At 70.1% G+C, this 23,854-nt stretch carries 20 protein-coding genes and 1 pseudogene; 16 read left to right on the top strand and 5 right to left on the bottom strand.

Going from position 1 to position 23,854, the window contains the following annotated elements:
* Positions 1 to 4: 4 nt before the first annotated feature.
* Positions 5 to 463, bottom strand: a complete 459-nt coding sequence (locus tag ACIQD6_RS20105) for a DUF3093 domain-containing protein (protein WP_401884296.1) — start codon at positions 461 to 463, stop codon at positions 5 to 7.
* A gap of 58 nt (positions 464 to 521) precedes the next feature.
* On the opposite strand from ACIQD6_RS20105, the pseudogene ACIQD6_RS20100 reads away from it, so the two are divergent.
* The 11 genes and pseudogenes from ACIQD6_RS20100 to ACIQD6_RS20050 form a co-directional block, all read left to right on the top strand.
* Positions 522 to 782: pseudogene (locus tag ACIQD6_RS20100) on the top strand (PaaI family thioesterase); the annotation flags it as partial.
* Positions 783 to 907: 125 nt separating this feature from the next.
* Positions 908 to 1,432 (top strand): dUTP diphosphatase, encoded by a 525-nt coding sequence (gene dut / locus ACIQD6_RS20095; RefSeq protein ID WP_401884295.1) that lies wholly within the window; start codon positions 908 to 910, stop codon positions 1,430 to 1,432.
* A gap of 1 nt (position 1,433) precedes the next feature.
* A complete protein-coding gene (locus tag ACIQD6_RS20090; RefSeq protein ID WP_401884294.1) occupies positions 1,434 to 2,222 on the top strand; it encodes a DUF3710 domain-containing protein in 789 nt (262 codons plus the stop codon).
* A 291-nt stretch (positions 2,223 to 2,513) separates the two neighbouring features.
* On the top strand, positions 2,514 to 2,603 hold the full coding sequence (gene kdpF / locus ACIQD6_RS20085) for a K(+)-transporting ATPase subunit F (protein ID WP_037727062.1): 90 nt from the start codon (positions 2,514 to 2,516) through the stop codon (positions 2,601 to 2,603).
* Positions 2,604 to 2,606: 3 nt separating this feature from the next.
* Entirely contained in the window at positions 2,607 to 4,271 is a 1,665-nt protein-coding gene (gene kdpA, locus ACIQD6_RS20080; RefSeq protein ID WP_401884292.1) for a potassium-transporting ATPase subunit KdpA, read from the top strand.
* A 26-nt stretch (positions 4,272 to 4,297) separates the two neighbouring features.
* Complete coding sequence (kdpB, locus tag ACIQD6_RS20075) at positions 4,298 to 6,412, top strand: potassium-transporting ATPase subunit KdpB (protein WP_401884447.1); 2,115 nt, start codon at positions 4,298 to 4,300, stop codon at positions 6,410 to 6,412.
* Positions 6,413 to 6,426: 14 nt separating this feature from the next.
* Entirely contained in the window at positions 6,427 to 7,089 is a 663-nt protein-coding gene (locus ACIQD6_RS20070; RefSeq protein ID WP_401884445.1) for a potassium-transporting ATPase subunit C, read from the top strand.
* 199 nt (positions 7,090 to 7,288) lie between these two features.
* The gene (locus ACIQD6_RS20065) at positions 7,289 to 9,832 is read left to right on the top strand and encodes an ATP-binding protein (RefSeq protein WP_401884290.1); all 2,544 of its coding nucleotides are present in this window, start codon (positions 7,289 to 7,291) and stop codon (positions 9,830 to 9,832) included.
* 26 nt (positions 9,833 to 9,858) lie between these two features.
* Positions 9,859 to 10,548, top strand: a complete 690-nt coding sequence (locus ACIQD6_RS20060; protein WP_401884289.1) for a response regulator — start codon at positions 9,859 to 9,861, stop codon at positions 10,546 to 10,548.
* Between the two features lie 106 nt (positions 10,549 to 10,654).
* Positions 10,655 to 11,041, top strand: a complete 387-nt coding sequence (locus ACIQD6_RS20055) for an OB-fold nucleic acid binding domain-containing protein (protein ID WP_401884288.1) — start codon at positions 10,655 to 10,657, stop codon at positions 11,039 to 11,041.
* Positions 11,042 to 11,044: 3 nt separating this feature from the next.
* Positions 11,045 to 11,863, top strand: a complete 819-nt coding sequence (locus ACIQD6_RS20050) for a DUF3159 domain-containing protein (protein WP_401884287.1) — start codon at positions 11,045 to 11,047, stop codon at positions 11,861 to 11,863.
* 199 nt (positions 11,864 to 12,062) lie between these two features.
* On the opposite strand, the gene ACIQD6_RS20045 is transcribed toward ACIQD6_RS20050, so the two are convergent.
* Together ACIQD6_RS20045 and ACIQD6_RS20040 are read right to left on the bottom strand one after the other, a co-directional pair.
* Complete coding sequence (locus ACIQD6_RS20045; protein WP_401884285.1) at positions 12,063 to 12,752, bottom strand: potassium channel family protein; 690 nt, start codon at positions 12,750 to 12,752, stop codon at positions 12,063 to 12,065.
* Positions 12,752 to 13,420, bottom strand: a complete 669-nt coding sequence (locus tag ACIQD6_RS20040; protein WP_401884284.1) for an NAD-binding protein — start codon at positions 13,418 to 13,420, stop codon at positions 12,752 to 12,754. Before ACIQD6_RS20040 ends, ACIQD6_RS20045 begins: the two co-directional genes overlap by 1 nt.
* Positions 13,421 to 13,670: 250 nt before the next feature.
* On the opposite strand from ACIQD6_RS20040, the gene ACIQD6_RS20035 reads away from it, so the two are divergent.
* The gene (locus tag ACIQD6_RS20035; protein WP_401884283.1) at positions 13,671 to 15,746 is read left to right on the top strand and encodes an APC family permease; all 2,076 of its coding nucleotides are present in this window, start codon (positions 13,671 to 13,673) and stop codon (positions 15,744 to 15,746) included.
* Between the two features lie 120 nt (positions 15,747 to 15,866).
* Positions 15,867 to 17,195: a class I SAM-dependent RNA methyltransferase gene (locus tag ACIQD6_RS20030; RefSeq protein ID WP_401884281.1), complete on the top strand. Its 1,329-nt coding sequence runs from the start codon at positions 15,867 to 15,869 to the stop codon at positions 17,193 to 17,195.
* A 93-nt stretch (positions 17,196 to 17,288) separates the two neighbouring features.
* On the opposite strand, the gene ACIQD6_RS20025 is transcribed toward ACIQD6_RS20030, so the two are convergent.
* Positions 17,289 to 20,138 carry an AAA family ATPase gene (locus tag ACIQD6_RS20025; protein ID WP_401884280.1) on the bottom strand — a complete coding sequence of 950 codons (2,850 nt, stop codon included), beginning with the start codon at positions 20,136 to 20,138 and terminating at the stop codon, positions 17,289 to 17,291.
* Between the two features lie 158 nt (positions 20,139 to 20,296).
* Between ACIQD6_RS20025 and ACIQD6_RS20020 the strand changes: the two genes are divergently transcribed.
* Together ACIQD6_RS20020 and ACIQD6_RS20015 are read left to right on the top strand one after the other, a co-directional pair.
* Positions 20,297 to 21,229: an NADP-dependent oxidoreductase gene (locus tag ACIQD6_RS20020; protein WP_401884278.1), complete on the top strand. Its 933-nt coding sequence runs from the start codon at positions 20,297 to 20,299 to the stop codon at positions 21,227 to 21,229.
* A 162-nt stretch (positions 21,230 to 21,391) separates the two neighbouring features.
* Positions 21,392 to 22,156 (top strand): SDR family oxidoreductase, encoded by a 765-nt coding sequence (locus ACIQD6_RS20015; RefSeq protein ID WP_401884277.1) that lies wholly within the window; start codon positions 21,392 to 21,394, stop codon positions 22,154 to 22,156.
* Positions 22,157 to 22,390: 234 nt separating this feature from the next.
* Here ACIQD6_RS20015 and ACIQD6_RS20010 read toward each other — a convergent pair whose 3' ends face one another.
* Positions 22,391 to 23,044, bottom strand: coding sequence for a hydrolase (locus ACIQD6_RS20010; RefSeq protein ID WP_401884444.1), 654 nt, complete (start codon positions 23,042 to 23,044; stop codon positions 22,391 to 22,393).
* Between the two features lie 285 nt (positions 23,045 to 23,329).
* Between ACIQD6_RS20010 and ACIQD6_RS20005 the strand changes: the two genes are divergently transcribed.
* On the top strand, positions 23,330 to 23,800 hold the full coding sequence (locus ACIQD6_RS20005) for a MarR family winged helix-turn-helix transcriptional regulator (protein ID WP_401884275.1): 471 nt from the start codon (positions 23,330 to 23,332) through the stop codon (positions 23,798 to 23,800).
* The last annotated feature ends 54 nt before the right edge of the window (positions 23,801 to 23,854 follow it).

The following is a 23,854-nucleotide window of genomic DNA, read 5'->3' as shown; positions in this document are numbered from 1 at the left end:
GGACCTAACCGGCCCGTACGGCGTCCAGCGCCGCCGCGAGCCTCTTCGGGGCCCGGGTCGACAGATAGACGTACGGCGTCGGGTCGTCCGGGTCCGTGATCTCCACGCGCAGCGCCGTCGGGACGTAACTGCGCAGCAGCATGAAGGCGCGGGGGTCGGCCTTGTGCAGGCGCCAGGCCCGTGCCTCCTCGCCGTCGAGCACCTCGGCCTCGCCGAGCGCCGAGACCGGGATCCGGGCATCGCCGGCGACCAGCGAGTCCGCGACCACCCTGATCCGTGCGGAGCCGTAGGAACTGACCCCGGCCGCCGCCAGCGCGCCCGCGCCGATCACCCCGCCGAGCAGCGGCAACGGTCCCAGGGGCAGCAGCATCAGGCCGCCCGCGATCGCGATGAGAGCGGCGATCCCCCACCAGGAACGGGGGGCAGTCAGGCGTTCGTCGTAGCGCGCGACGGAAGGGTCCATGAAACCAAGCTTGGCACGGTGCGGTGCGCGGGCGACCGCGCGGGTAAGGTCTGCGCCTGTGAGTAACGTGCCATCTCCGGGGAAGCCCCCCGGACCCCCCGCAGGGCCGCTGACGCCGCCGGCCGATGCCGTACCGCTGGTGAGGCACCCCGATGCCCCGGCACCCGGTGAGCTGCTCGGGTCGCACTACGAACACTGTTTCGGTTGCGGCGAGGCCCAGCCGCACGGACTGGGCCTGCGGGTGCGGGCCGGCGTGAGTGCGAGCGGCACCGCCGAGTTCACGGTCACCCCCGCCCGCCAGGGATCACACGCCCCAGGGCCTGTCCGGCGGATCTTCCCGGGCCCGCGACGCCCGGCACCGCACCTCGCCGCGTTGTCGGAGTCGGAGTCGGAGTCGTCCGAATACGTCCAGATCGAGCGCGCCCGCGCCTTCGAGGTGAACTCATGAGCCGTACCCCTGCCGGCCCCGTCGACGTACTGATCCGCCGCGTCGATCCGGAGGTGCCGCTTCCGTCATACGCGCATCCCGGCGACGCCGGAGCCGATCTGGTCACCACGGAGGCCGCCGAGCTCGCCCCGGGGGAGCGTGCCGTGCTGCCGACGGGGGTGTCCATCGCTCTGCCGGACGGCTACGCGGCCTTTGTGCACCCGCGTTCCGGGCTCGCTGCCCGGTGCGGTGTCGCCATGGTGAATGCCCCCGGGACGGTGGATGCCGGGTACCGTGGAGAGATCAAAGTGATCGTGGTCAATCTCGATCCGCGCGAGAGTGTGCGGTTCGAGAGGTTCGACCGGATTGCCCAGCTGGTCGTCCAGCAGGTCGAGAAGGTGCGCTTCCACGAGGTGGCGGAGCTTCCCGGCTCCGCGCGGGCCGAGGGGGGCTTCGGGTCCACCGGTGGCCATGCCGCCGTGGGCGGCGTTCAGGGTGGGAATCGATACGCTTCGGTCGTATCCGACCGGGAAGGACAGTGACGTGTTCGGACGTCGCAAGAAAAGTGGTTCCGCAGAGGACGCGGCGGAGGCAGCGGGCGAGGCCGAGCAGTTTGTCGACGAGGCCGGTACCGACGCTGATGACGCCGGCAGCGAGGCGGGTGACGCACCCCGCCGTATGAACCTTCCGCCGGCACCCCGGCCCGACGGTCCCTGGGACATCTCCGAGGTCTCCAAGCCCGACGAGGGCCGGGTGGACCTGGGGGGCGTCTTCGTCCCCGCGGTCGAGGGCATGGAGCTGCGGGTCGAGGTCGCCGGTGACGCGATCGTCGCCGCCACGGTCGTCGTGCGCGACAGCGCCGTACAGCTCCAGGCCTTCGCCGCGCCGAAGAAGGAAGGCATCTGGGGCGAGGTCCGCGAGGAGATCGCCTCCGGTATCACCCAGCAGGGCGGCATCATCGACGAGGTCGAGGGTCCGCTGGGCTGGGAGCTGCGCGCCCAGGTCCCCGTACAGCTGCCGGACGGCACCGGCGGTGTGCAGCTGGTGCGCTTCATCGGGATCGACGGACCGCGCTGGTTCCTGCGAGGCGTGATCTCCGGACAGGGCGCGGTGCAGCCGGAGGCCGCCGGGCTGCTGGAGCAGATCTTCCGGGACACCGTCGTCGTGCGTGGCGAGGGCCCGATGGCGCCCCGCGACCCGATCGTCCTCAAGCTGCCGGACGACGCGCAGATGGTGGCCGAGGGCGTCCAGCAGGACGAGCAGGAGGGCTCCCGCTTCTCCGGTGGCATGGGACAGCTCCAGCGCGGTCCCGAGATCACCGAGGTGCGCTGACCTCCTCGGAGCAGGAACGGACAGGCCGGTGGGCTGTACCCCTCGTGGGGTGCGGCCCACCGGCGTTTTCACTGGTCACGGACGCAGGCGTAGGAAGTGCGTCAAGCCGGTGCCCCGGCGAGTATGAGATCCGTCAACAGACGTCGAATCCGCCGGATCGGCGGGTTTCCTCTGGGAGTCAGGTTTTTCCGTACTCATCCAGGAGCACCCGATGGCCGATCTGGCCTTCGTCGTCACCACGATCGCGGTCTTCGCGCTGGTGGCTCTCGTCGCCAAGGGGGTGACGAAGCTGTGACCGCCGAGAACATCGTCGGCCTGGTCGTGGCCGTCGCCCTGCTGGGTTATCTCGTCCTCGCGCTTCTCTTTCCGGAGAGGTTCTGAGCGATGGGTCCCCTTCTCGCCGGGGTGCTCCAGCTGCTGGCGCTCCTCGTGGCGCTCGCCCTGGCGTACCGCCCGCTCGGTGACTACATGGCACGCGTCTACTCCTCCGACAGGCATCTGCGTGTCGAGAAGTGGCTCTACAAGGCCATCGGCGCCAATCCCGCCACCGAGATGCGCTGGCCCGCCTATCTGCGCGGTGTCCTCGCGTTCTCCGCGGTGAGCGTTCTGTTCCTGTATCTGCTGCAACGGTTCCAGGGCGGCCTGCCGGGGTCGCTCGGCTTCTCCTCGATCAGCCCCGCCCTGGCGTTCAACACCGCCGCGTCCTTCGTCTCCAACACCAACTGGCAGGCGTACTACGGCGAACAGACCATGGGCCATGTCGTACAGACCGGCGGGCTCGCCGTCCAGAACTTCCTCTCGGCCGCCGTCGGCATGGCCGTCGCGGTGGCGCTGGTGCGGGGCTTCGCCCGGTCCCGTACCGGTGAGCTGGGCAACTTCTGGTCGGACCTGGTGCGTGGCACGGTCCGTATCCTGCTGCCGGTCTCGGTCGTCGGCGCGATCGTGCTGGTGGCGTGCGGCGCGATCCAGAACTTCGCCGGGATCCACGAAGTGGGCCAGTTCATGGGCGGCTCGCAGCAGTGGAACGGCGGCGCCGTCGCCTCCCAGGAGGCCATCAAGGAACTGGGCACCAACGGCGGCGGCTACTTCAACGCCAACTCCTCCCACCCCTTCGAGAACCCCAACGGGATCTCGAACCTCTTCGAGATCTTCCTGCTCCTGCTCATCCCGTTCGCGATGACCCGCACCTTCGGCAGGATGGTGGGCAGCGTCAAGCAGGGGTACGCGATCCTCGCCGCGATGGTGGCGATCTGGATCGGCTTCACCGCGCTGATGATGTGGACCGAGTTCCACCACGGCGGCCCGGCGTTCGACATCGCGGGCGGCGCTCTGGAGGGCAAGGAGACCCGCTTCGGGGTCGGCGGTTCGTCGATCTTCGCGGTGGCCACGACGCTCACCTCGACCGGTGCGGTGAACTCCGCGATGTCCTCCTTCACCGGCTTCGGCGGCGGTATCGCCCTGCTGGGCATGCAGCTCGGTGAGATCGCGCCCGGCGGTGTCGGGTCCGGGCTCTACGGCGCGCTGATCATGGCTGTCATCGCGGTGTTCCTGGCCGGTCTGATGGTCGGCCGGACACCCGAGTACCTGGGCAAGAAGATCGGCGGCCGCGAGATCAAGTTCGCCGCCTGCTACATCCTGATCACCCCGGCGCTGGTGCTCTGCTTCACCGCCGTGGCCATGGCGCTGCCCACCCCGGGCCACTCCATGACCAACTCGGGCCCGCACGGCTTCTCCGAGATCCTGTACGCGTACACCTCGGCCGCCAACAACAACGGCTCGGCGTTCGCCGGACTCGACGCGAACACCCAGTGGTTCAACTCCACCCTCGGTGTGGTGATGCTGCTCGGCCGCTTCCTGCCGATGGTGTTCGTCCTCGCCCTGGCCGGCTCGCTCGCCGAGCAGCGGCCCGTGCCCGGAACCGCGGGGACGCTGCGTACGGACAAACCGCTCTTCACGGGGCTGCTCGTCGGCACGATCATGATCGTCGCCGGCCTGACCTACTTCCCGGCGCTCGCGCTGGGGCCGCTGGCCGAGGGGCTGGCGTCATGAACGCTCGTACGAAGCGAGAGAACGCGATGTCCCCAAGGACCGCGGCCCGCGCGCCGCACCAGGATGTGCCCACCGGCCACAGTCCCGGCGGTGGCCGGGTCGGCGGAGGGCTGTTCGACCCCAAGCAGCTGCTCAGGTCCTTCCCGGAGGCGATACGGAAACTCGATCCGCGGGTGATGGTGAAATCCCCCGTGATGTTCGTGGTCCTGATCGGATCCGTACTGTCCACGGTCTTCGCCCTGGCGGACCCGGGGGACTGGTTCGGCTGGGCCGTCGCCGGCTGGCTGTGGCTGACCACTGTCTTCGCCAACCTGGCGGAGGCGGTCGCGGAAGGGCGCGGCAAGGCGCAGGCGGACTCCCTGCGCAGGGCCAAGACCGACACGGTCGCCCGCAGGCTGGGCGCCGGCGGCGCCGAGGAGCGGGTGCCGGGCACGGAACTGCGCATCGGTGATCTGGTCGTGTGCGAGGCGGGCGACATCATTCCCGGCGACGGCGATGTGACCGAAGGCGTCGCCTCGGTCGACGAGTCGGCCATCACGGGGGAGTCGGCGCCGGTCATCCGGGAGTCGGGCGGCGACCGTTCGGCCGTCACCGGCGGTACGAAGGTTCTCTCCGACCGCATCGTCATCAAGATCACGACCAAGCCAGGCGAGACCTTTATCGACCGGATGATCGGACTGGTCGAGGGCGCGGCCCGGCAGAAGACCCCCAACGAGATCGCGCTGAACATCCTCCTCGCGTCCCTCACCATCGTCTTCCTGCTCGCGGTCGTCACCCTCCAGCCGTTCGCCGTGTACGCGGGGCAGAGGCAGTCGGTGATCGTGCTGATCGCGCTGCTGGTCTGTCTGATCCCGACCACCATCGGCGCGCTGCTCTCGGCGATCGGTATCGCGGGCATGGACCGGCTGGTGCAGCGCAATGTGCTCGCCATGTCGGGGCGCGCGGTCGAGGCCGCGGGTGATGTGTCGACCCTGCTGCTCGACAAGACCGGCACGATCACGCTCGGGGATCGTCAGGCCGCCGAGTTCGTGCCGGTCAGGGGCGTGACGGAGGCCGAACTGGCCGACGCCGCCCAGCTCTCCTCGCTGGCCGACGAGACGCCCGAGGGGCGCTCCATCGTCGTCCTGGCCAAGGAGAAGTACCAGCTGCGCGAGCGCAGGCAGGGCGAGCTGACCGGAGCCGAGTGGGTCGCCTTCACCGCGCAGACCCGGATGTCGGGCGTCGACCTCGTGGACGGCGGGACGCGGCATCAGGTCCGTAAGGGAGCGGCCGGTTCGGTCGTCGCCTGGGTCGAGGAGCGCGGCGGACGGGTCGCCGACGACGCCTCCGCGCTCACCGGGGCGATCTCGGAGGCCGGCGGTACGCCACTGCTGGTCGCCCGGGACGACGCCGACGGCGCGCGGGTCCTCGGTGTCATCCACCTCAAGGACGTGGTCAAGGCGGGCATGCGGGAGCGGTTCGACGAACTGCGCCGGATGGGCATCAAGACCGTCATGATCACCGGCGACAATCCGCTGACCGCACGGGCGATCGCGGAGGAGGCCGGGGTGGACGATTTCCTCGCCGAGGCCACTCCCGAGGACAAGATGGCGCTGATCAGGCGGGAGCAAGCCGGAGGGAAGCTCGTCGCGATGACGGGCGACGGGACGAACGACGCTCCGGCGCTCGCGCAGGCGGATGTCGGCGTGGCCATGAACACCGGTACCTCGGCCGCCAAGGAGGCCGGGAACATGGTGGACCTGGACTCCAACCCCACCAAGCTGATCGAGATCGTGGAGATCGGCAAGCAGCTCCTGATCACGAGGGGCGCGTTGACGACGTTCTCGATCGCCAACGACGTCGCGAAGTACTTCGCGATCATCCCCGCCATGTTCGCGGTGGTGTATCCGGGCCTGGACACGCTCAACATCATGCGGCTGTTCTCGCCCGAGTCCGCGATCCTCTCCGCGGTCATCTTCAACGCGCTGATCATCATCGCGCTCGTGCCACTCGCCCTGAAGGGTGTGCGGTACCGGCCGACGAGCGCGGACAGGCTGCTCCGCAGAAACCTGGGGATCTACGGCCTCGGCGGACTGGTCGCCCCCTTCATCGGTATCAAGATCATCGATCTGCTCCTCTCCCTCATTCCCGGCATCGGGTGAACGGCATGACCTCCATGAACAACTCGGCGGGCAACGCACTGCGGCTGTTCGGGGCGGGGCTGCGCGCCCTCCTCGTCCTCACCGTCCTGTGCGGTGTGCTCTATCCGCTGGCCGTCACCGGCCTCGCGCAGGGACTCTTCCCCCATCAGGCGAACGGCTCCGAGGTCAAGGAGAGCGGCAAGGTCGTCGGCTCCTCGCTCATCGGGCAGCGCTACGACCTGCCGCTGAAGAACGGCCAGGAGACCCCCGCGCCCGACCTCAAGTGGTTCCAGCCGCGGCCGTCCAACGGCCTTGGCACCAACAGCCTCAACACCCGGTACCGGCTGATCCTCTCCGGCGCGACCAACCTGTCGGGGGACAACAAGGAACTGATCAAGTCGGTCGAGGACGCCAAGGCGGCCGTCATCAAGGACAACTCCACGCCCGGATACCGGGTGCGGCCCGCCGCCGTGCCCCCGGACGCCGTCACCTCCTCGGGATCGGGGCTCGACCCGGACATCTCGCCCGCGTACGCACAGCTCCAGGTCCACCGGGTGGCGGAGCGGAACCACCTCTCCGTCGGGCGGGTGGAGCGGCTGGTCAGGGACCACACCCAGCAGCGCGTCCTCGGATTCGTGGGGGAGCCCCGGGTGAACGTCCTCGCGCTCAACACCGCGCTCCGGGAGCTGGCCGGCTGACCCGCCCGGTCGGCCGCCCGCTGACCGGTCGGCCGACCCGCCTGGTCAGCCGACCGTCGGAGCGGGTCGGCCGAGCGTCAGAATCGTGTCAAGACCGACTCAAGAGACCGGTGCCGCCCTGTTCGCCGTCATCCCTGGCTGTAACTTCGAGACAGCCGGCGCGTCGGACGCGGTGGCTCTTCTGGAAGACAATGGGGCCATGGGACGCGGCAAGCTTCGGATCTATCTGGGTGCGGCGCCGGGCGTCGGCAAGACGTACGCGATGCTCTCCGAGGCGCATCGCCGAGTGGAGCGCGGCACCGACTGCGTCGTAGGCTTCGTCGAACACCATGACCGGCCGCGTACGGAGGTCATGCTGCACGGCCTGGAGGAAGTACGCCGCCGAGAGCTGGAGTACCGGGGGAGCGTCTTCACGGAGATGGACGTCGACGCGGTGCTGGAGCGACGGCCCGCCGTCGCCCTGGTCGACGAGCTGGCGCACACCAATGTGCCGGGATCGCGCAACGCCAAGCGCTGGCAGGACGTCGAAGAGCTGCTCCAGGCCGGGATCGAGGTCGTCTCCACCGTCAACATCCAGCACCTGGAATCACTCGGTGACGTGGTCGAGTCGATAACGGGGGTACGGCAGCGGGAGACCGTCCCCGACGAGGTGGTCCGGCGGGCCGACCAGATCGAACTGGTCGACATGTCGCCCCAGGCGCTGCGCCGCAGGATGGCGCACGGCAATGTCTACAAGCCCGACAAGGTCGACGCGGCGCTCTCGCACTACTTCCGCCCCGGCAACCTCACCGCGCTGCGCGAACTGGCGCTGCTCTGGGTCGCCGACCGGGTGGACGAGTATCTCCAGCAGTACCGCGGCGAGCACAACATCCGCTCCACCTGGCAGGCCCGCGAGCGCATCGTCGTCGGCCTCACCGGCGGCCCCGAGGGACGTACGCTCATCCGCCGCGCGGCCCGGATGGCAGCCAAGGGATCCGGCAGCGAGATCCTCGCCGTCTACATCGCCCGCAGCGACGGTCTCACCGCCGCCTCACCCAAGGAACTCGCGGTCCAGCGCACGCTGGTCGAGGACCTCGGCGGCACCTTCCACCATGTGATCGGGGACGACATCCCCTCCGCGCTGCTCGAATTCGCGCGCGGGGTGAACGCCACCCAGATCGTGCTGGGTTCCAGTCGGCGCAAGGCCTGGCAGTACATCTTCGGCCCCGGGGTGGGGGCCACCGTGGCCCGGGAGTCCGGGCCCGACCTCGACGTGCACATCGTCACGCACGAGGAGGCCGCCAAGGGGCGCGGGCTGCCGGTGGCGCGCGGCGCACGCCTGGGGCGCTCCCGGATCATCTGGGGCTGGCTGGCCGGAGTCGTCGCACCCGTCCTGCTCTCGCTGCTGCTGACCGACATGGGCAACACGCTCGGGCTCGCCAACGACGTCCTGCTCTTCCTCTTCCTGACCGTGCTGGCCGCCCTGCTCGGCGGGCTGCGTCCCGCGCTGGCCTCCGCCGCGGTGGGTTCGCTGCTGCTCAACTTCTACTTCACCCCGCCCACCCACACCCTGAGCGTGCACGACCCCAAGAACCTGGTCGCCATCGTGATCTTCTTCGCGGTGGCCGTGGCGGTGGCCTCCGTCGTGGATCTGGCCGCCCGCAGGACCCATCAGGCCTCCCGGCTGCGCGCCGAGTCCGAGATCCTCTCCTTCCTGGCGGGCAGCGTGCTGCGCGGCGAGACCACGCTGGACGCGCTGCTGGAACGGGTCCGCGAGACGTTCTCCATGGAGTCCGTGGCGCTGCTCGAACGTACGAGCGATGTCGACCCCTGGACCCGCGCGGGCAGCGTCGGGCCCCAGCCCGTCGACCGCCCCGAGTCCGCCGACGTGGACATGCCGGTCGGCGACCACATGGCGCTGGCGCTCTCCGGACGGGTCCTGCCCGCCGAGGACCGCCGGGTGCTCGCCGCCTTCGCCGCGCAGGCCGCCGTCGTACTGGACCGGCAGCGTCTGGTGGGCGAGGCCGAGCAGGCCCGCGCGCTCGCCGAGGGAAACCGGATCCGTACGGCGCTGCTCGCGGCCGTCAGCCACGATCTGCGGACCCCGCTCGCCGGTATCAAGGCGTCGGTCACCTCCCTGCGCTCCGACGACGTCGAATGGTCCGAGGAGGACCAGGCGGAACTGCTCGCGGGCATCGAGCACGGCGCCGACCGCCTCGACCATCTCGTCGGCAACCTCCTCGACATGTCCCGGCTCCAGACCGGCACCGTCACCCCGCTGATCCGCGAGATCGACCTCGACGAGGTGGTCCCGTGGGCACTGGGCGGCGTGCCGGAGAACAGCGTCGACCTGGACATCCCCGAATCGCTGCCCATGGTGGCCGTCGACCCGGGCCTGCTGGAGCGCGCGGTCGCCAACATCGTCGAGAACGGCGTCAAGTACAGCCCCGAGGGCCGACGCGTCACCGTCGCCGCCAGCGCGCTCGGCGAGCGGGTCGAGGTACGGGTCGTGGACCGCGGGCCCGGCGTCCCCGACGACGCCAAGGACCGGATATTCGAACCCTTCCAGCGCCACGGCGACGCCCCGCGCGGAGCGGGCGTCGGCCTCGGCCTCGCGGTCGCCCGCGGCTTCGTGGACGCGATGGGCGGCACTCTCACCGCCGAGGACACCCCCGGTGGCGGCCTGACCATGGTCCTCACCCTCTCCGCGGCGTCCGGACGCGCGCCGGTACGCCCCGAATCACCCGCCCGGATCAGTTCATGACCGGGACAGCAGAAAGGCAGACCTCTATGACCCGGGTGCTCGTGGTCGATGACGAGCCGCAGATCGTGCGCGCCCTTGTGATCAACCTGAAGGCGCGCAAGTACGAGGTGGACGCGGCCTCCGACGGCGCGGGCGCGCTCGAACTCGCCGCCGCCCGTCACCCCGATGTCGTCGTGCTCGACCTCGGGCTGCCGGACATGGACGGCGTCGAGGTGATCAGGGGGCTGCGCGGCTGGACCCGCGTCCCGATCCTGGTGCTCTCCGCCCGCCACACGTCCGACGAGAAGGTCGAGGCGCTGGACGCCGGCGCCGACGACTACGTCACCAAGCCCTTCGGTATGGACGAACTGCTGGCCCGGCTGCGCGCCGCGGTACGGCGGGCCGAGCCGGTCGGCGCGGACGGCGACGACACGACCGCGGTCGTCGAGACCGAGGGCTTCACCGTCGACCTGGCCGCCAAGAAGGTCCACCGGGAGGGCAGAGATGTACGGCTCACCCCGACCGAATGGCACCTGCTGGAGGTGCTCGTACGCAACACGGGCCGGCTCGTCAGCCAGAAACAGCTCCTCCAGGAGGTCTGGGGGCCCTCGTACGGCACCGAGACCAACTACCTGAGGGTCTACATGGCCCAGCTGCGGCGGAAGCTGGAGGCGGATCCCTCGCACCCCAAGCACTTCGTCACCGAGCCGGGCATGGGCTACCGCTTCGAACGCTGACGCCCTGTGGGGCGGCGGGCCGGGAAGAGCTTCCGGTTCGAGCGCCGATCCGGCATGTGATCTCGTGTTTGATTCGCCTGTCGGTGCTCCCCGGTACGCTCTAGGCATGAGTGCTGAGAAGCCGACCGGCCGCTTCCGCCGGATGCTCGACCGGCTCTCCAGCTCCCAGGAGGATCTGGAGAGCGAAGAGTTGCGGGAGGACGCGCAGGCATCAGGGTGCACGCGGATCTCCGACTGTGACGACCGCCAGATCGTCCGGGTCACTGGTACGTTGCGGACGGTCACCCTGCGTCCGCGTGCCGGTGTGCCCGCACTGGAGGCGGAGCTGTTCGACGGCACCGCGCCGCTGGACGTGGTGTGGCTGGGCCGGCGCTCGATCATGGGCATAGAGCCGGGCCGTAAGCTGATCGCCTCCGGCCGGATCTCCCTGAGTCACGGCCGGCGGGTTCTGTTCAATCCCAAATACGAACTCCGACCGCTCGGACAGGAGTAGCCGGTGACGTCATTCGACAAGCCCGCCGCCTCGCCCACTTCCCCCAACTCGCCCGTTTCCCCGGACAGTTCGTCCCCCGGCGGCTCGTCCGGCCCGGACGGCGATGTCAAGACCGTCACCGAGGCGGCGCTTTTCGAGGCCTTCGGCGGCCTGCGCGGCATGGTGGAGACAGTCCTCCCCGGACTGCTCTTCGTCACGATCTTCACGATCAACAAGGACCTGCACACGTCGGCGATCGCGGCCCTGGCCGTCTCGCTGCTGCTCGTCGTGGTCCGGCTGGTCCGCCGGGACACCGTCAAGCACGCGTTCAGCGGAGTCTTCGGTGTGGCCTTCGGTGTCGTCTTCGCGATGATGACCGGCAACGCCAAGGACTTCTACCTGCCGGGCATGCTCTACACGCTGGGGCTCGCGCTCGCGTACATCATCACCACCCTCGCGGGCGTGCCGCTGATCGGGCTGATGCTCGGCCCGGTCTTCAAGGAGAACCTCTCCTGGCGTACCCGTAACCCCGGGCGCAAGAAGGCGTACGCGAAGGCCAGTTGGGCCTGGGGGCTGATCCTGCTCGCCAAGTGCGCGATCCTCTTCCCGCTCTACTGGTGGGGTGACACCACGCAGTTCGGCTGGGTGCTGATCGCGCTCAAGATCCCGCCGTTCCTGCTGGCGGTCTATCTGACCTGGGTCTTCCTCGCGAAGGCACCGCCGCCGATCGATGTGTTCGCCGAGATGGAGGCGGAGGAGCAGGCGGAGAAGGAGCGCAAGGCGGCCCGTGCGGCCGCCGTCGCGGAGACCGGAGAGCGCCCGGCGGCCCGCCACCGCAAGTAGATACGCCCGGTGCGGTGACCGTATCGGCCGGGAGCCCGTCCGGCTGAGGATTCGTCCTCGGCCGGACGGGCTTCGTGCTGTGTAGGGCTTGGTGTTGTGTACGGGCTTCGTGGTGTGTTCCGCGGGTACGTACCCCGTCTCGGGACGGTACGTACCCGTCTCCGGACGGTACGTGACCCGTCTCGGGACGGGTCGGAGATCAGCCCGTCGCGTCCTCTTCCGCTTCCGCGCGGCGTACCGACAGCAGCTCCTCCAACTGCTCCTCGCGGGCCTGGGCCGCCACGAACAGCAGCTCGTCACCCGCCTCCAGCGTCTCCTCCGGGCTTGGCGTGAGCACGCGCGTCCCGCGGATGATGGTGACCAGGGAGGTGTCCTCGGGCCAGGTCACATCGCCGACCTGGGTGCCGGTCACGGCGGACTCCGGGGGCAGCGTCAGCTCGACCAGGTTGGCGTCGCCGTGGCTGAAGCGCAGCAGCCGTACGAGATCGCCGACGCTCACCGCCTCCTCGACCAGCGCCGACATCAGGCGCGGCGTGGAGACCGCGACATCGACGCCCCAGGACTCGTTGAACAGCCATTCGTTCTTCGGGTTGTTGACCCGGGCGACCACTCGCGGCACGCCGTACTCGGTCTTCGCGAGCAGCGAGACGACCAGATTGACCTTGTCGTCGCCGGTCGCGGCGATCACGACGTTGCAGCGCTGGAGCGCCGCCTCGTCCAGCGAGGTGATCTCACAGGCATCGGCCAGCAGCCACTCGGCCAGCGGGACCCGCTCGACCGAGATGGCGGTCGGTGCCTTGTCGATCAGCAGGACCTCATGTCCGTTCTCCAGCAGCTCGCCCGCGATGGAACGGCCCACCGCACCTGCCCCGGCAATCGCGACGCGCATCAGTTCCCGCCTCCGTCCGGGCCCTCGGCGAATGCCGCCTCGACCTTCTCGATGTCGTCGGTACGCATCATCACGTGGACGAGATCGCCCTCCTGCAGCACTGTCTGGGACGTCGGCAGCATCGCTTCGCCGAGCCGGGTGACGAACGCGACACGGACGCCGGTCTCCTCCTGCAACGTACTGATCTTGTGGCCGATCCAGCTCGCCGAGGTGTGCACCTCCGCGAGCTGCACACCGCCGCTCGGGTCACGCCACAGGGGCTCGGCGCCGGACGGCAGCAGCCGGCGCAGCATCTGATCGGCGGTCCAGCGGACCGTGGCCACGGTGGGGATGCCCAGGCGCTGGTAGACCTCGGCGCGGCGCGGGTCGTAGATGCGCGCGGCGACGTTCTCGATGCCGAACATCTCGCGGGCCACCCGGGCGGCGATGATGTTGGAGTTGTCGCCGCTGCTCACCGCGGCGAAGGCGCCCGCGTCCTCGATCCCCGCTTCACGCAGGGTGTCCTGGTCGAACCCGACCCCGCTGACGCGACGGCCACCGAAGCCGGATCCGAGCCGGCGGAACGCGGTGGGGTCCTGGTCGATGACGGCGACGGTATGGCCCTGTTGCTCCAGGTTCTGCGCGAGCGCGGCACCCACTCGGCCGCAGCCCATGATGACGATGTGCACGTCGCCTTACCCCGCAGTCCTGGTCATCTCGATGACCTGCGAAAACAACCTGTTCACTCTTCCTTCTCGACATGCCGGGTACCCAGCGGGACACCGTGTACGGCGTTCCCCTGGGTCGAGCTTATGCGGCACCACCGACGATGCCGTCATCCCCGTGCGCGTACGTCTCCGGGACAGACGCGCGTACGTCTCCGGGACAGAGGGGGTGGTGGTGGCGCAGGGGGAAGTTCGAGCGCATACCATCCTCTCCGTGTCCAAACTGACCGACGTGCCCAAACGGATCCTGATCGGGCGGGCGCTGCGCAGCGACAAGCTGGGGGAAACGCTCCTCCCCAAACGCATCGCCCTTCCCGTATTCGCCTCCGACCCGCTGTCCTCGGTGGCGTACGCGCCGGGAGAAGTCCTCCTGGTGCTGTCCATCGCGGGTGTGTCGGCCTACCACTTCAGCCCGTGGATCGCGCTGGCCGTCGTGGTCCTGATGTTCACCGTCGTCGCTTCGTACCGGCAGAACGTGCACGCCTATCCGAGCGGTGGCGGCGACTACGAGGTGGCCACCACCAACCTCGGCCCCCGGGCCGGTCTCGTCGTCGCCAGCGCGCTGCTGGTCGACTACGTCCTGACCGTCGCCGTGTCGATCGCCTCCGGGGTGGAGAATCTCGGCTCCGCGATCCCGTTCGTCGTGGAGAACAAGATCCTCTGCGCCGTCGGGATAATCCTGCTGCTGACGGTGATGAATCTGCGCGGCGTACGGGAGTCGGGAAAGCTCTTCGCGATCCCCACGTACGTCTTCGTCGGCGGAGTGTTCCTCATGATCGCCTGGGGCGCGTTCCGGGGCCTTGTGCTCGGTGACTCCATGCACGCGCCGACCGCCGACTTCCAGATCAAGCCGGAGCACCAGGGGCTGGCCGGCTTCGCGCTGGTCTTCCTGCTGCTGCGGGCGTTCTCCTCCGGCTGCGCCGCGCTGACCGGCGTCGAGGCGATCAGCAACGGCGTACCCGCCTTCCGTAAACCGAAGAGCAAGAACGCGGCGTCGACGCTCGCCCTGATGGGCGCCCTCGCCGTCACCATGTTCTGCGGCATCATCGGCCTGGCCATGGTCACCGACGTGAAGATGGCCGAGTCCCCGGCCACGGATCTGCTCCACAACGGCTCGCCGGTCGGCTCGGGCTACGTCCAGAACCCGGTGATCTCCCAGGTCGCGGCCGCCGTCTTCGGCGAGGGGACGTTCTTCTTCGTCCTCCTCGCCGCGGCCACCGCGCTGGTGCTGTTCCTCGCAGCCAACACCGCGTACAACGGTTTCCCGCTGCTCGGCTCGATCCTCGCCCAGGACCGCTACCTGCCGCGCCAGCTGCACACCCGGGGCGACCGGCTGGCCTTCTCCAACGGCATCGTGCTGCTGGCCGGCGCCGCCGCGCTGCTGATCGTCATCTACGGAGCCGACTCCACGCGGCTGATCCAGCTCTACATCGTCGGTGTCTTCGTCTCCTTCACGCTCAGCCAGACGGGCATGGTCCGGCACTGGAACCGCCATCTGAGGACCGAGCGCGATGTCGGCAAGCGCCGCCACATGATGCGCTCCCGGGCGATCAACACCTTCGGTGCCTTCTTCACGGGTCTGGTGCTGATCGTCGTCCTGGCCACCAAGTTCACCCATGGCGCCTGGGTCGCGCTGCTCGGCATGGTGATTTTCTACGGGACGATGACCGCGATCCGTAAGCACTACGACCGCGTCGCCGCGGAGATCGCCGCGGCGGAGGAACCGTCCGAGGACAACGTCCGGCCCTCCCGCGTGCACTCCATCGTGCTGGTCTCCAAGGTCCACAAGCCCACGCTGCGCGCGCTCGCGTACGCCAAACTGATGCGCTCGGACACCCTGGAGGCGCTCAGCATCAGCGTCGACCCGGTCGAGACGAAAGTACTGAGGGAGGAGTGGGAGCGGCGCGGCATCAATGTGCCGCTGAAGATCCTCGACTCGCCGTACCGCGAGATCACCCGGCCGGTCATCGAGTACGTACGCGGCCTGCGCAGCGAGAGCCCGCGCGACGCGGTGAGCATCTACATCCCGGAGTACGTGGTCGGCCGCTGGTACGAGCACCTCCTGCACAATCAGAGCGCCCTGCGGCTCAAGGGAAGGCTGCTTTTCACCCCGGGGGTGATGGTGACCTCCGTGCCGTACCAGTTGGAGTCCTCCGAGCTGGCGAAGAAGCGGGCGAAGCGCAGGGCGGTGTACAACGCGCCGGGCTCGGTGAGGCGCGGTCCGGTGGACGCGAGGCCGAAGGATCCGGGTGGCAGCGATGCTCCTGGGGGCGCCGGCGGAAAGGACTGACCGGCGGCCGGTCCCCGTTCACCGTGCGACATTCGTTGTGGCGGGCGGACGGGTGAGACGCACGTAGACTGGTGGGCTGCCGTCCCGCCGTACCCTTTGATCCATTGGAGCCACCCCCTCATGCAAACAGAACCCCAGGCTTCGCTGATCGGGGAGGAGTACGAGGTCGAGGTGGGCCCCGTCGCACACGGGGGCCACTGTGTGGCCCGTACCGACGAGGGACGGGTGCTCTTCGTACGGCACGCGCTGCCCGGCGAGAAGGTCCGCGCCCGGGTGACGGAGGGCGAGGAGGACTCCCGCTTTCTCCGCGCCGACGCGGTGGAGATCATCGACGCGTCCAAGGACCGGGTCGAGGCTCCCTGCAAGTACGCGGGCCCCGGCCGGTGCGGCGGCTGCGACTGGCAGCACGCCAAGCCCGGCGCCCAGCGGCGCTTCAAGGGCGAGGTCATCACCGAGCAGCTGAGCCGCCTCGCGGGCCTCACCCCCGAGCAGGCAGGCTGGGACGGCACCGTCATGCCCGCGCCCGGCGACAAGCTGCCCGCGGGCGAGGTGCCGGCCTGGCGCTCGCGCGTGCAGTACGCGATCGACGAGGACGGGCGCGCCGGACTGCGCAAGCACCGCTCGCACGAAGTCGAACCGGTCGACCACTGCATGATCGCCGCGGAAGGCGTCAACGAGCTGGGCGTCGAGCGGCGGGAGTGGCCGCAGATGGCCTCGGTCGAGGCGATCGCCTCATCGGGCTCCGGCGACCGCCAGGTGGTCCTCACTCCGAAGCAGGGAGGCCGGCTGCCGCTGGTGGAGCTGGACAAGCCGGTGTCGGTGCTGCGCGTGGAGGAGCACGACGGGGGAGTGCACCGCGTCCACGGACGCGCCTTCGTCCGCGAGCGCGCCGACGGCCGTACGTACCGCGTCGGCATGGGCGGCTTCTGGCAGGTGCACCCGCAGGCTCCTCAGCTGCTGGTCCAGGCCGTGATGCAGGGCCTCATGCCGAGGAAGGGCGACATGGCACTGGATCTGTACTGCGGAGTGGGCCTGTTCGCCGGGGCGATCGCCGAGCGCGTGGGCGAGAACGGCGCGGTGCTGGGCATCGAGTCCGGCAAGCGCGCCGCCGAGGACGCCCGCCACAACCTCCAGGACCTGCCCCGGGTCCGTATCGAACAGGGCAAGGTCGACCAGGTGCTGCCGCGCACCGGGATCACCGAGACGGACCTGATCGTCCTGGACCCGCCGCGCGCGGGCGCCGGCAAGCAGACGGTCAAGCACCTCTCGGGCCTGGGCGCCCGCAGGATCGCCTACGTCGCCTGCGACCCGGCGGCTCTCGCCCGCGACCTGGCGTACTTCCGGGAGGGCGGCTACAAGCCGCGCACGCTGCGGGCGTTCGACTTCTTCCCGATGACGCACCATGTGGAGTGCGTGGCGATCCTGGAGCCGGTCAAGAAGGAAGCCTGACCTGCGTTTTTGCACTTCGCACGATATGCGGACGGGGCACCGCGTGGGTTCGCGGCGGAACGCTTCCGAGGCCCCGGCGAGGCCTTCGCCGGGCTACGGACTCTCCGTCAGCGGAACGAAGAACTCCTCCCGGGCACGCCTCTCCGGCGTGACCGCGACCGCGTGGTCACGCAGTTGTCGGCGCGAGGAGATTCCCAACTTGCGGAAGATGCTGCGCAGGTGTGTGTCCACGGTCCGCCGGGACAGATACAGCGCCGCGGCGACCTCCTTGGACGTGTCGCCCCGGGCGACGCGCTGCGCTATGCGCTGCTCCTGAGCCGTCAGTACGGTCGGCTCACCCCCCTCCGAGCGCGGTGCCCGCGTACCGGCCGCCGCCAGTTCGCCCGCGCAGCGCTCCCGGAAGGACCAGGCGCCGGCGCGGCTGAAGATGCCGTACGCCGTGCGCAGCGGTATCCGGGCGGCCGACACGCGGGCCTGTCTGCGCAGCCACTCGCCCCACAGCAGATGGCTTCGGCCCGCCTGCAGGAGCGCACCGGCGGACGTCAGGGCGCATGCGGACTCCTGGAAGAGCCCGTCGGCCTCGTCGCCGTCCGACAGCAGGGCCCGGGCCCGCAGGTGAAGCCCCCGTGCCCAGTCGCTGCCGGTCAGCCGCGCGCATTCCTCCAGGCGGGCGGCGGCGGCCAGCGCGTCCGGCTGGTGCCGGGTGCGTACCGCGGCCTCGACCAGTTCGGGCAGGAGCCAGTTCCGGTACGCCAACTCGTCCAGCGACACCGCCTCGGCGCAGACTTCGTATGCCTGGCCGTACTGCCCGTGCGAGTTGTACAGCACGGCCCGCGCGCACTCGGCCGCCGTCAGCAGCCGCCCTTCCTCGCGTGCCGCGGCGTCCTTGGCGCCGGTCGCGGCCAACGCCTCGACGGTGTCCCGCCGTCCGCTCCAGGCCGCCAGTGCCAGCGCGGCGTAGTCCAGCGGTACGGCGCCGATGGCCTCGTTGATCCGGTACGCCTCGGCGACGCGGACGCGCGCCTGTGCCAGATCGCCGTGATGGATGTCCGCCAGCGCCTGGTGCGTCAGGCCCCAGGGGAGCGCCGTCACCGCGGCGAGTCGGCGCGCCGCCGCGGTCCGCCGGTCGGCCAGCGTCCGCCAGGCGGCGCCGTCCCAGACGTCGACGGCGGCATGACAGGCCAGCCAGCCGCCGACGACGTCGAGGTCGGTGTGCGCCGGGGCGTCCAGGTAGGCGTCCACCGCCCGGCGCATCTGCGGGACGGCGGGACCGTAGCCCTGCAACGTGTGGGCGGCGACGGCTGACAGAAGCGCCTCGTGGGGGTGTGCGGCCGTTTCTCGTGAGGTCTCCTGGGCCCTGCCCCGGTAGGTCTCCCGCGTGGAGAACTCGCACGCCCGCGCGGCAGCCGTGCGCAGCACCTCCGCCGGAAGCCGCCGACCGGCGTGGACGCCTGCCGACAGCGCCTCCAGCAGGGCGATGCCCTCCTGTCGTACGTCGTGGACGCGGGCGTGTTCCGCCGCCCCGTGCAGTGCCCGCGCGGCCGGCCCGTCCCGGTCCACGCTGTACCGCGTCCGCGCGTGCAGGGACGTCGCCTCGGTCCGCTCCGCTTGCGGCAGCGCGGCGAGTTGGAGGTGGCCCAGCAGATCCAGCGCGTGCCGCAGTCCGCCGCCGCGCCGCCAGGCCGAGGCGGCGGCCAGGAGCCGCGACGCCCGCTGCCGGCGATCGGCCGTCAGCAGCGCCGCCAGTTCCAGCAGGACCGCGACCGTCCTCGTCTCGTTGCGGGTCAGCCGCTGTTCGGCCGCCGCCTGCAACCGTGCCGCCACGCGCTCGTCGAACGAGGCCGCGGCCTGCCCGAGGTGCCAGGCGTGCTGTTCGGGAACGCGGAGGACGTCGCAGGTGTCCGCCAGCGCGCCGTGAACCAGCCGGCGCCGCGTGACGGACGCACGCGCGTAGACATACGTCCGCAGCAGGGGATGGGCGAACCGTACGCCCGGTCCGAACGCGATCAGCCCGGAGGACTCCGCCTCGGTCACCTCGGCGCCGTGGAGCCCGAGCGCCTCGGTCGCCCGCAGTACGGTCACCGGGTCCCCCAGCGGTTCCGCCGCGGCCACCAGGAGCACCAGGCGCGCCGAGTCCGGCAGGCCGTTCACCGCGTCGCGCATCCAGTCCGGCGGCAGCCACCCGTCCGACTCCCGCGCCGGGGGCCGTACGGATGCCATCTCCGTCGGGGAGAGCGCGTGCGGTACGGCCAGCAGCGCCCGCGGGTTGCCATGGGAGTCGGCGACGACCCGCTCGCAGACGGACGGATCGAGCGGAGCGGGCAGGTGGGCGCGCAGCAACGCGAGTGCGTCCCGGTCCATCAGCCCGGACAGTCGCATACGGGGAAACGAGGCCAGCTCGGGGCAGTCGTCGGAGTGCGCCGACGCCAGCGTGAAGAGGCAGGCCACCCGCGCGTCGCCGCATCGACGCGCGGCGATGGCCAGGGCCTCGCGCGACGGCTGATCCAACAGGTGGGCGTCGTCGTGGAGGCACAGCAGCGGTTGTTCGGCGGCGGCCGTGGACAGTAACTGAAGGAGCGCCAGGCCGATCTGCAGGGCGTCGGGGTGGTCGGCGCGCGGCCCCGGAAAGGGCCCCGCAGCGCCCATGGCCCCCTGGGTCATCATGCCCTCCACGGTCTCCCGCTGCCGGGGCGGCAGCCGGGGCACGTGGTCGCGCAGCGCGGCGAACACGCGCTGCAGGGCCGCGTACGGAAGTCGCCGTTCGGCGCCGGTGCCCGCCACCCGTACGACACGCAGGCCGGGCGATGTGGTGCGTACGTGCTCCAGTAGGGCGCTCTTGCCGACACCGTGCTCCCCGTCCAGGACCATCGACCCGCCGTGGCCCTTCAGAGCGTCCTGTACCAGCCGCCTGAGCGCGGCGATCTGAGGGGCTCTGCCGTACAACTCGCCCCTGGTGTCCTCCCCTTGACGTGGCGAACGTGACGAACGTGTCGACGCGGCTCCCCGCATGCGTCCCCCCCAGCCCGACGGTGGATGTTGACACGTCAATCATATGGGCTACTGTTGATGTGTCAACAAACGACTGTTGGAGGAGAGCGGATATGAAGGCGCTGGTCGCGTGGTCCTACGGGCCACTGGAAGAGCTTGAGATCGCGGAACTGCCCACACCGGTCGCCGGCCCCGGACAACTCCTCGTCCGCCTGGAGGCCGCGGCCCTCAACGCCGTGGACAAGGCGCTGGTCACCGGCGCCATGCGGGACGCCATCCCGGTGACCCACCCGTTCGTCCCCGGAGTCGACGTCAGCGGCACGGTCGAAGCCGTGGGGGAGGGCGTCACCCGGTTCGTCCCCGGGGACCCGGTCATCGCCTGGAACGGCGTCGCCTCCGGCGCCCTCGCCGAGTACGTGGTGATCGACGACGCCCCCTCCGCCGTCCGACGACCCGCGGAACTTACGCCCGCGCAGGGAGCCGCCCTGCCCACCGGCGCCCTCACCGCCGCCGCGCTGCTCGAACTCGCCGACGTGCCCCGCGGCTCCACCGGCCTGATCGTCGGTGCGACGGGCGGCGTCGGCTCGTACGCCGTCCAGCTCGCCCGGCGGGCGGGGCTGACCGTGCTGGCCACCGGCCGCGCCGACGACGAGGCGTTCCTGCGCGGCCTCGGCGCCGACCATGTCCTCGACTACCGGGCCGTGGACATCGCCGAGGAGACCCACCGCCTGGTGCCCGGCGGAGTCGACGTCGTGTTCGACATGGCCAACGCCGGTCCTGCCCTCACCGCCACCGCCGCGGCGGCGAGGCCCGGAGGCCGCCTGGTCTCCCCGCTCGGCGGTCCGCCCGCCTTCGACCGCGACGTCACCGCCTTGTACGGCGGCACGCGCGCGACCGAAGGGCGTCTGGCGTCGCTCGCCGCTCAGGCCGTCGAGGGTGAGCTGCGTATTCCGATCGACGCCAACTACCCCTTCGCCGAAGCCCGTCAGGCCCTGCTCGACTTCGTCGGCCACCACGTGAAGGGCAAGATCACCGTCACTTTCTGACGCCGCGGCCTTCTGAGTGACCGTCGGAGTGACCTTCTGACGCACCGAACCCTGGTGGGGGCACCGGCACGCGAAGCGCCGCACCGTCTTCTCACCCCACCAGGCCCCCGGGCGGACACCCCCGACCCTCCCCGTGCCCTTCCCATCAGGAGCTGAACAGTTGTGACGGACCCGTTCTTCGACTTCACCGGCAGGATCGTCCTCATCACCGGGGGAGCCGGCGGCATCGGACGCGCCGCCGCCCTCGGATTCGCCCGGCGGGGCGCCACCGTCGTCATCGGTGACATCGACAAACGCAGCGGCGAGACCGTCGCCCTCATCGAGAAGGAGGGCGGCACGGGTCTGTTCGTCCCGACCGACGTCACACGCGCGCGCGACGTGGAGCACCTGGTGTCCACGACCGTGGCCACCTACGGCGATCTGCACATCGCCTTCAACAACGCGGGCGTCTTCGTGCCACCCGCGCCCTTGGCCGAGCAGTCCGAGGAGGACTGGGACAAGGCGATCGCGGTCGACCTCAAGGGCGTCTTCCTCTCCCTCAAGTACGAGATCGCGCACATGGCCGGGGCGGGCGGCGGCGCCATCGTCAACACCGCCTCGATCGCCGGTCTTATCGGCGACCCGGACATGGCGCCGTACGTGGCGGCCAAGCACGGTGTGATCGGCCTGACCAAGGCCGCCGCCGTCGACTACGCCAAGGCCGGCATCCGGGTCAACGCGCTCGCTCCCGGCCTCACCAGGACCGCGATGACCCAGCCCTGGCTGGACGACCCGGGCAAGCGGGACATCGTCCTGGCCGGACCGCAGATGGGGCGGGCGGCCGATCCCGAGGAGATCGTCGGCATGGTGCTCCACCTTGCCTCTCCGGCCGCGTCCTTCACCACCGGCGGCGTCTTCGTCGTGGACGGCGGCCAGACGGCCCACTGAGCCGCCCCCTGCTTGCCGCCACCCGCGCTGTCGGAAGACGATGCTGACGGCGCGGGTGGCACCTTCCCCGTGTCCCCCGCTCAGTGGCGTCGTCCTTCAGCCCGCCTTGCCCTCACTCCCGTTGCTGCCGCGCACGGCCCTGATCGCCCTCCCCTCCAGCGGCCTGACGTCGTAGGGAAGGACCACGAACATGGGGCCCCTCGGGCCCCTCGGCGGCGGAGGGGCCCATGCTCCTCAGTCCTTGTTCTGGCCGAGGAGCTGGAGCTCCCAGGCCAGGCTGGTGCCGAAGGCACCGCCGTGCTGGAGGAGGATCTCGGTCATGCCGGGTACGGTCTCCTCGCGTGCCCAGTCCCGCTGCCACTCGGCGATGACGGTTCCGGAGCACGTCGGGATGACACCGGCCTGGATCATGCGCTCGATGCCGCGTTCGTGGGCCTCGTTGGAGACGGCGCCGGAGGCGTCCGTGACGGCGAAGACCCGGTAGCCGTCGGCGAGTGCGTGGATGGCGGGCCAGGCCAGGCAGATATCGGTCCACAGACCGGCCATGATCAGGTCCTTGCGGCCGGTCGCGGCGACCGCGTCCACGACCCGCTGGTCCTCCCAGGTGTTGATCGTGGTGCGGTCTATGGGGGCCTGCTCGGGGAAGACGTCCTGGAGCTGGCTGATGAGGTGGCCGCCGCGTTCCTCGACCACCGTGGTCAGGATGGTGGGTACGTCGAACAGCTTGGCGCCCTTGGCCAGGGCGGTGACGTTGTTGACCACCAGGGTGGCGTCCATGCTGCGCATACCGGCGAACTGGGCGCCTTGGTGGTCGATCAGCAGCAGCACCGACTTCGAGGGCTCCAGAAGCGCGTCGATTCCGGTGTAGGTGATGCCGTTGGCTGCCATGTTCGTCTCCGTGGTCGTAGCGGCGGCGGCCTTGACTGCGACCGCCACCAGCGACCCTTCCAGCCGGACCCCCGCCGCGACATCGGCAACCATTACGTAGTCATGAGGAAACCTCCCGTGTCACACCCTTTACGGGGTGACCTTCTTTTGCGGGGCGCGTCCTGGTTGCGAATGATGGTCCGCACGGTTGCGACAGCCGATGGAGACACCGGATTCCTGGGTGAAGGGGGCCGGGGAATTCCAGGCCATTTTGGTGATGCGTCAACAAGCTGGTAGTGTCTGCATATGTCCGAACCGCGATGGCTTACCCCGGGCGAGGCCGAGATCTGGGCCGCGTACCGCCGACTGTGCCGCGACCTCCAGCGCGCCCAGGATCAGCAGTTGCAGCAGGATTCCGGTATCTCGGCCGCCGACTACGCCCTCCTCGCCCCCCTGTCGGAGACAGAGGGCGGAGTCCTGCGGGCCCGGGAACTCGGTGCGGAGGTCGACTGGGAGCGGAGTCGGCTGTCCCACCAGATAAGCCGGATGGAAAAACGCGGACTGGTCGTACGGGAAGCGTGCGAGGACGACGCCCGTGGCTCGATGGTGCGTCTGACCCAAAAGGGCAGAGAGACCATCGAAGCAGCCGCACCTGGGCATGTGGAAATCGTGCGACAGCTGTTTTTCGACCCGCTGGACACGGATGAGATGAAAACGCTCGGAGGGTTCCTGGGGCGGATCGTGTCCGCGGTGGAGGGGGTCGAGGGGCGCGCCTGAGAAGCGTGGCGCCCTGGCCGGCTGTGTGGTCCCACCCCTCGGCACGTCCTCGGT

This window comes from Streptomyces sp. NPDC088400 (assembly GCF_044753355.1).
Classification (GTDB): Bacteria; Actinomycetota; Actinomycetes; order Streptomycetales; family Streptomycetaceae; genus Streptomyces.
The sequence above is the reverse complement of the archived record's forward strand: the minus strand, read 5'-3'. Positions and strand labels throughout refer to the sequence as shown.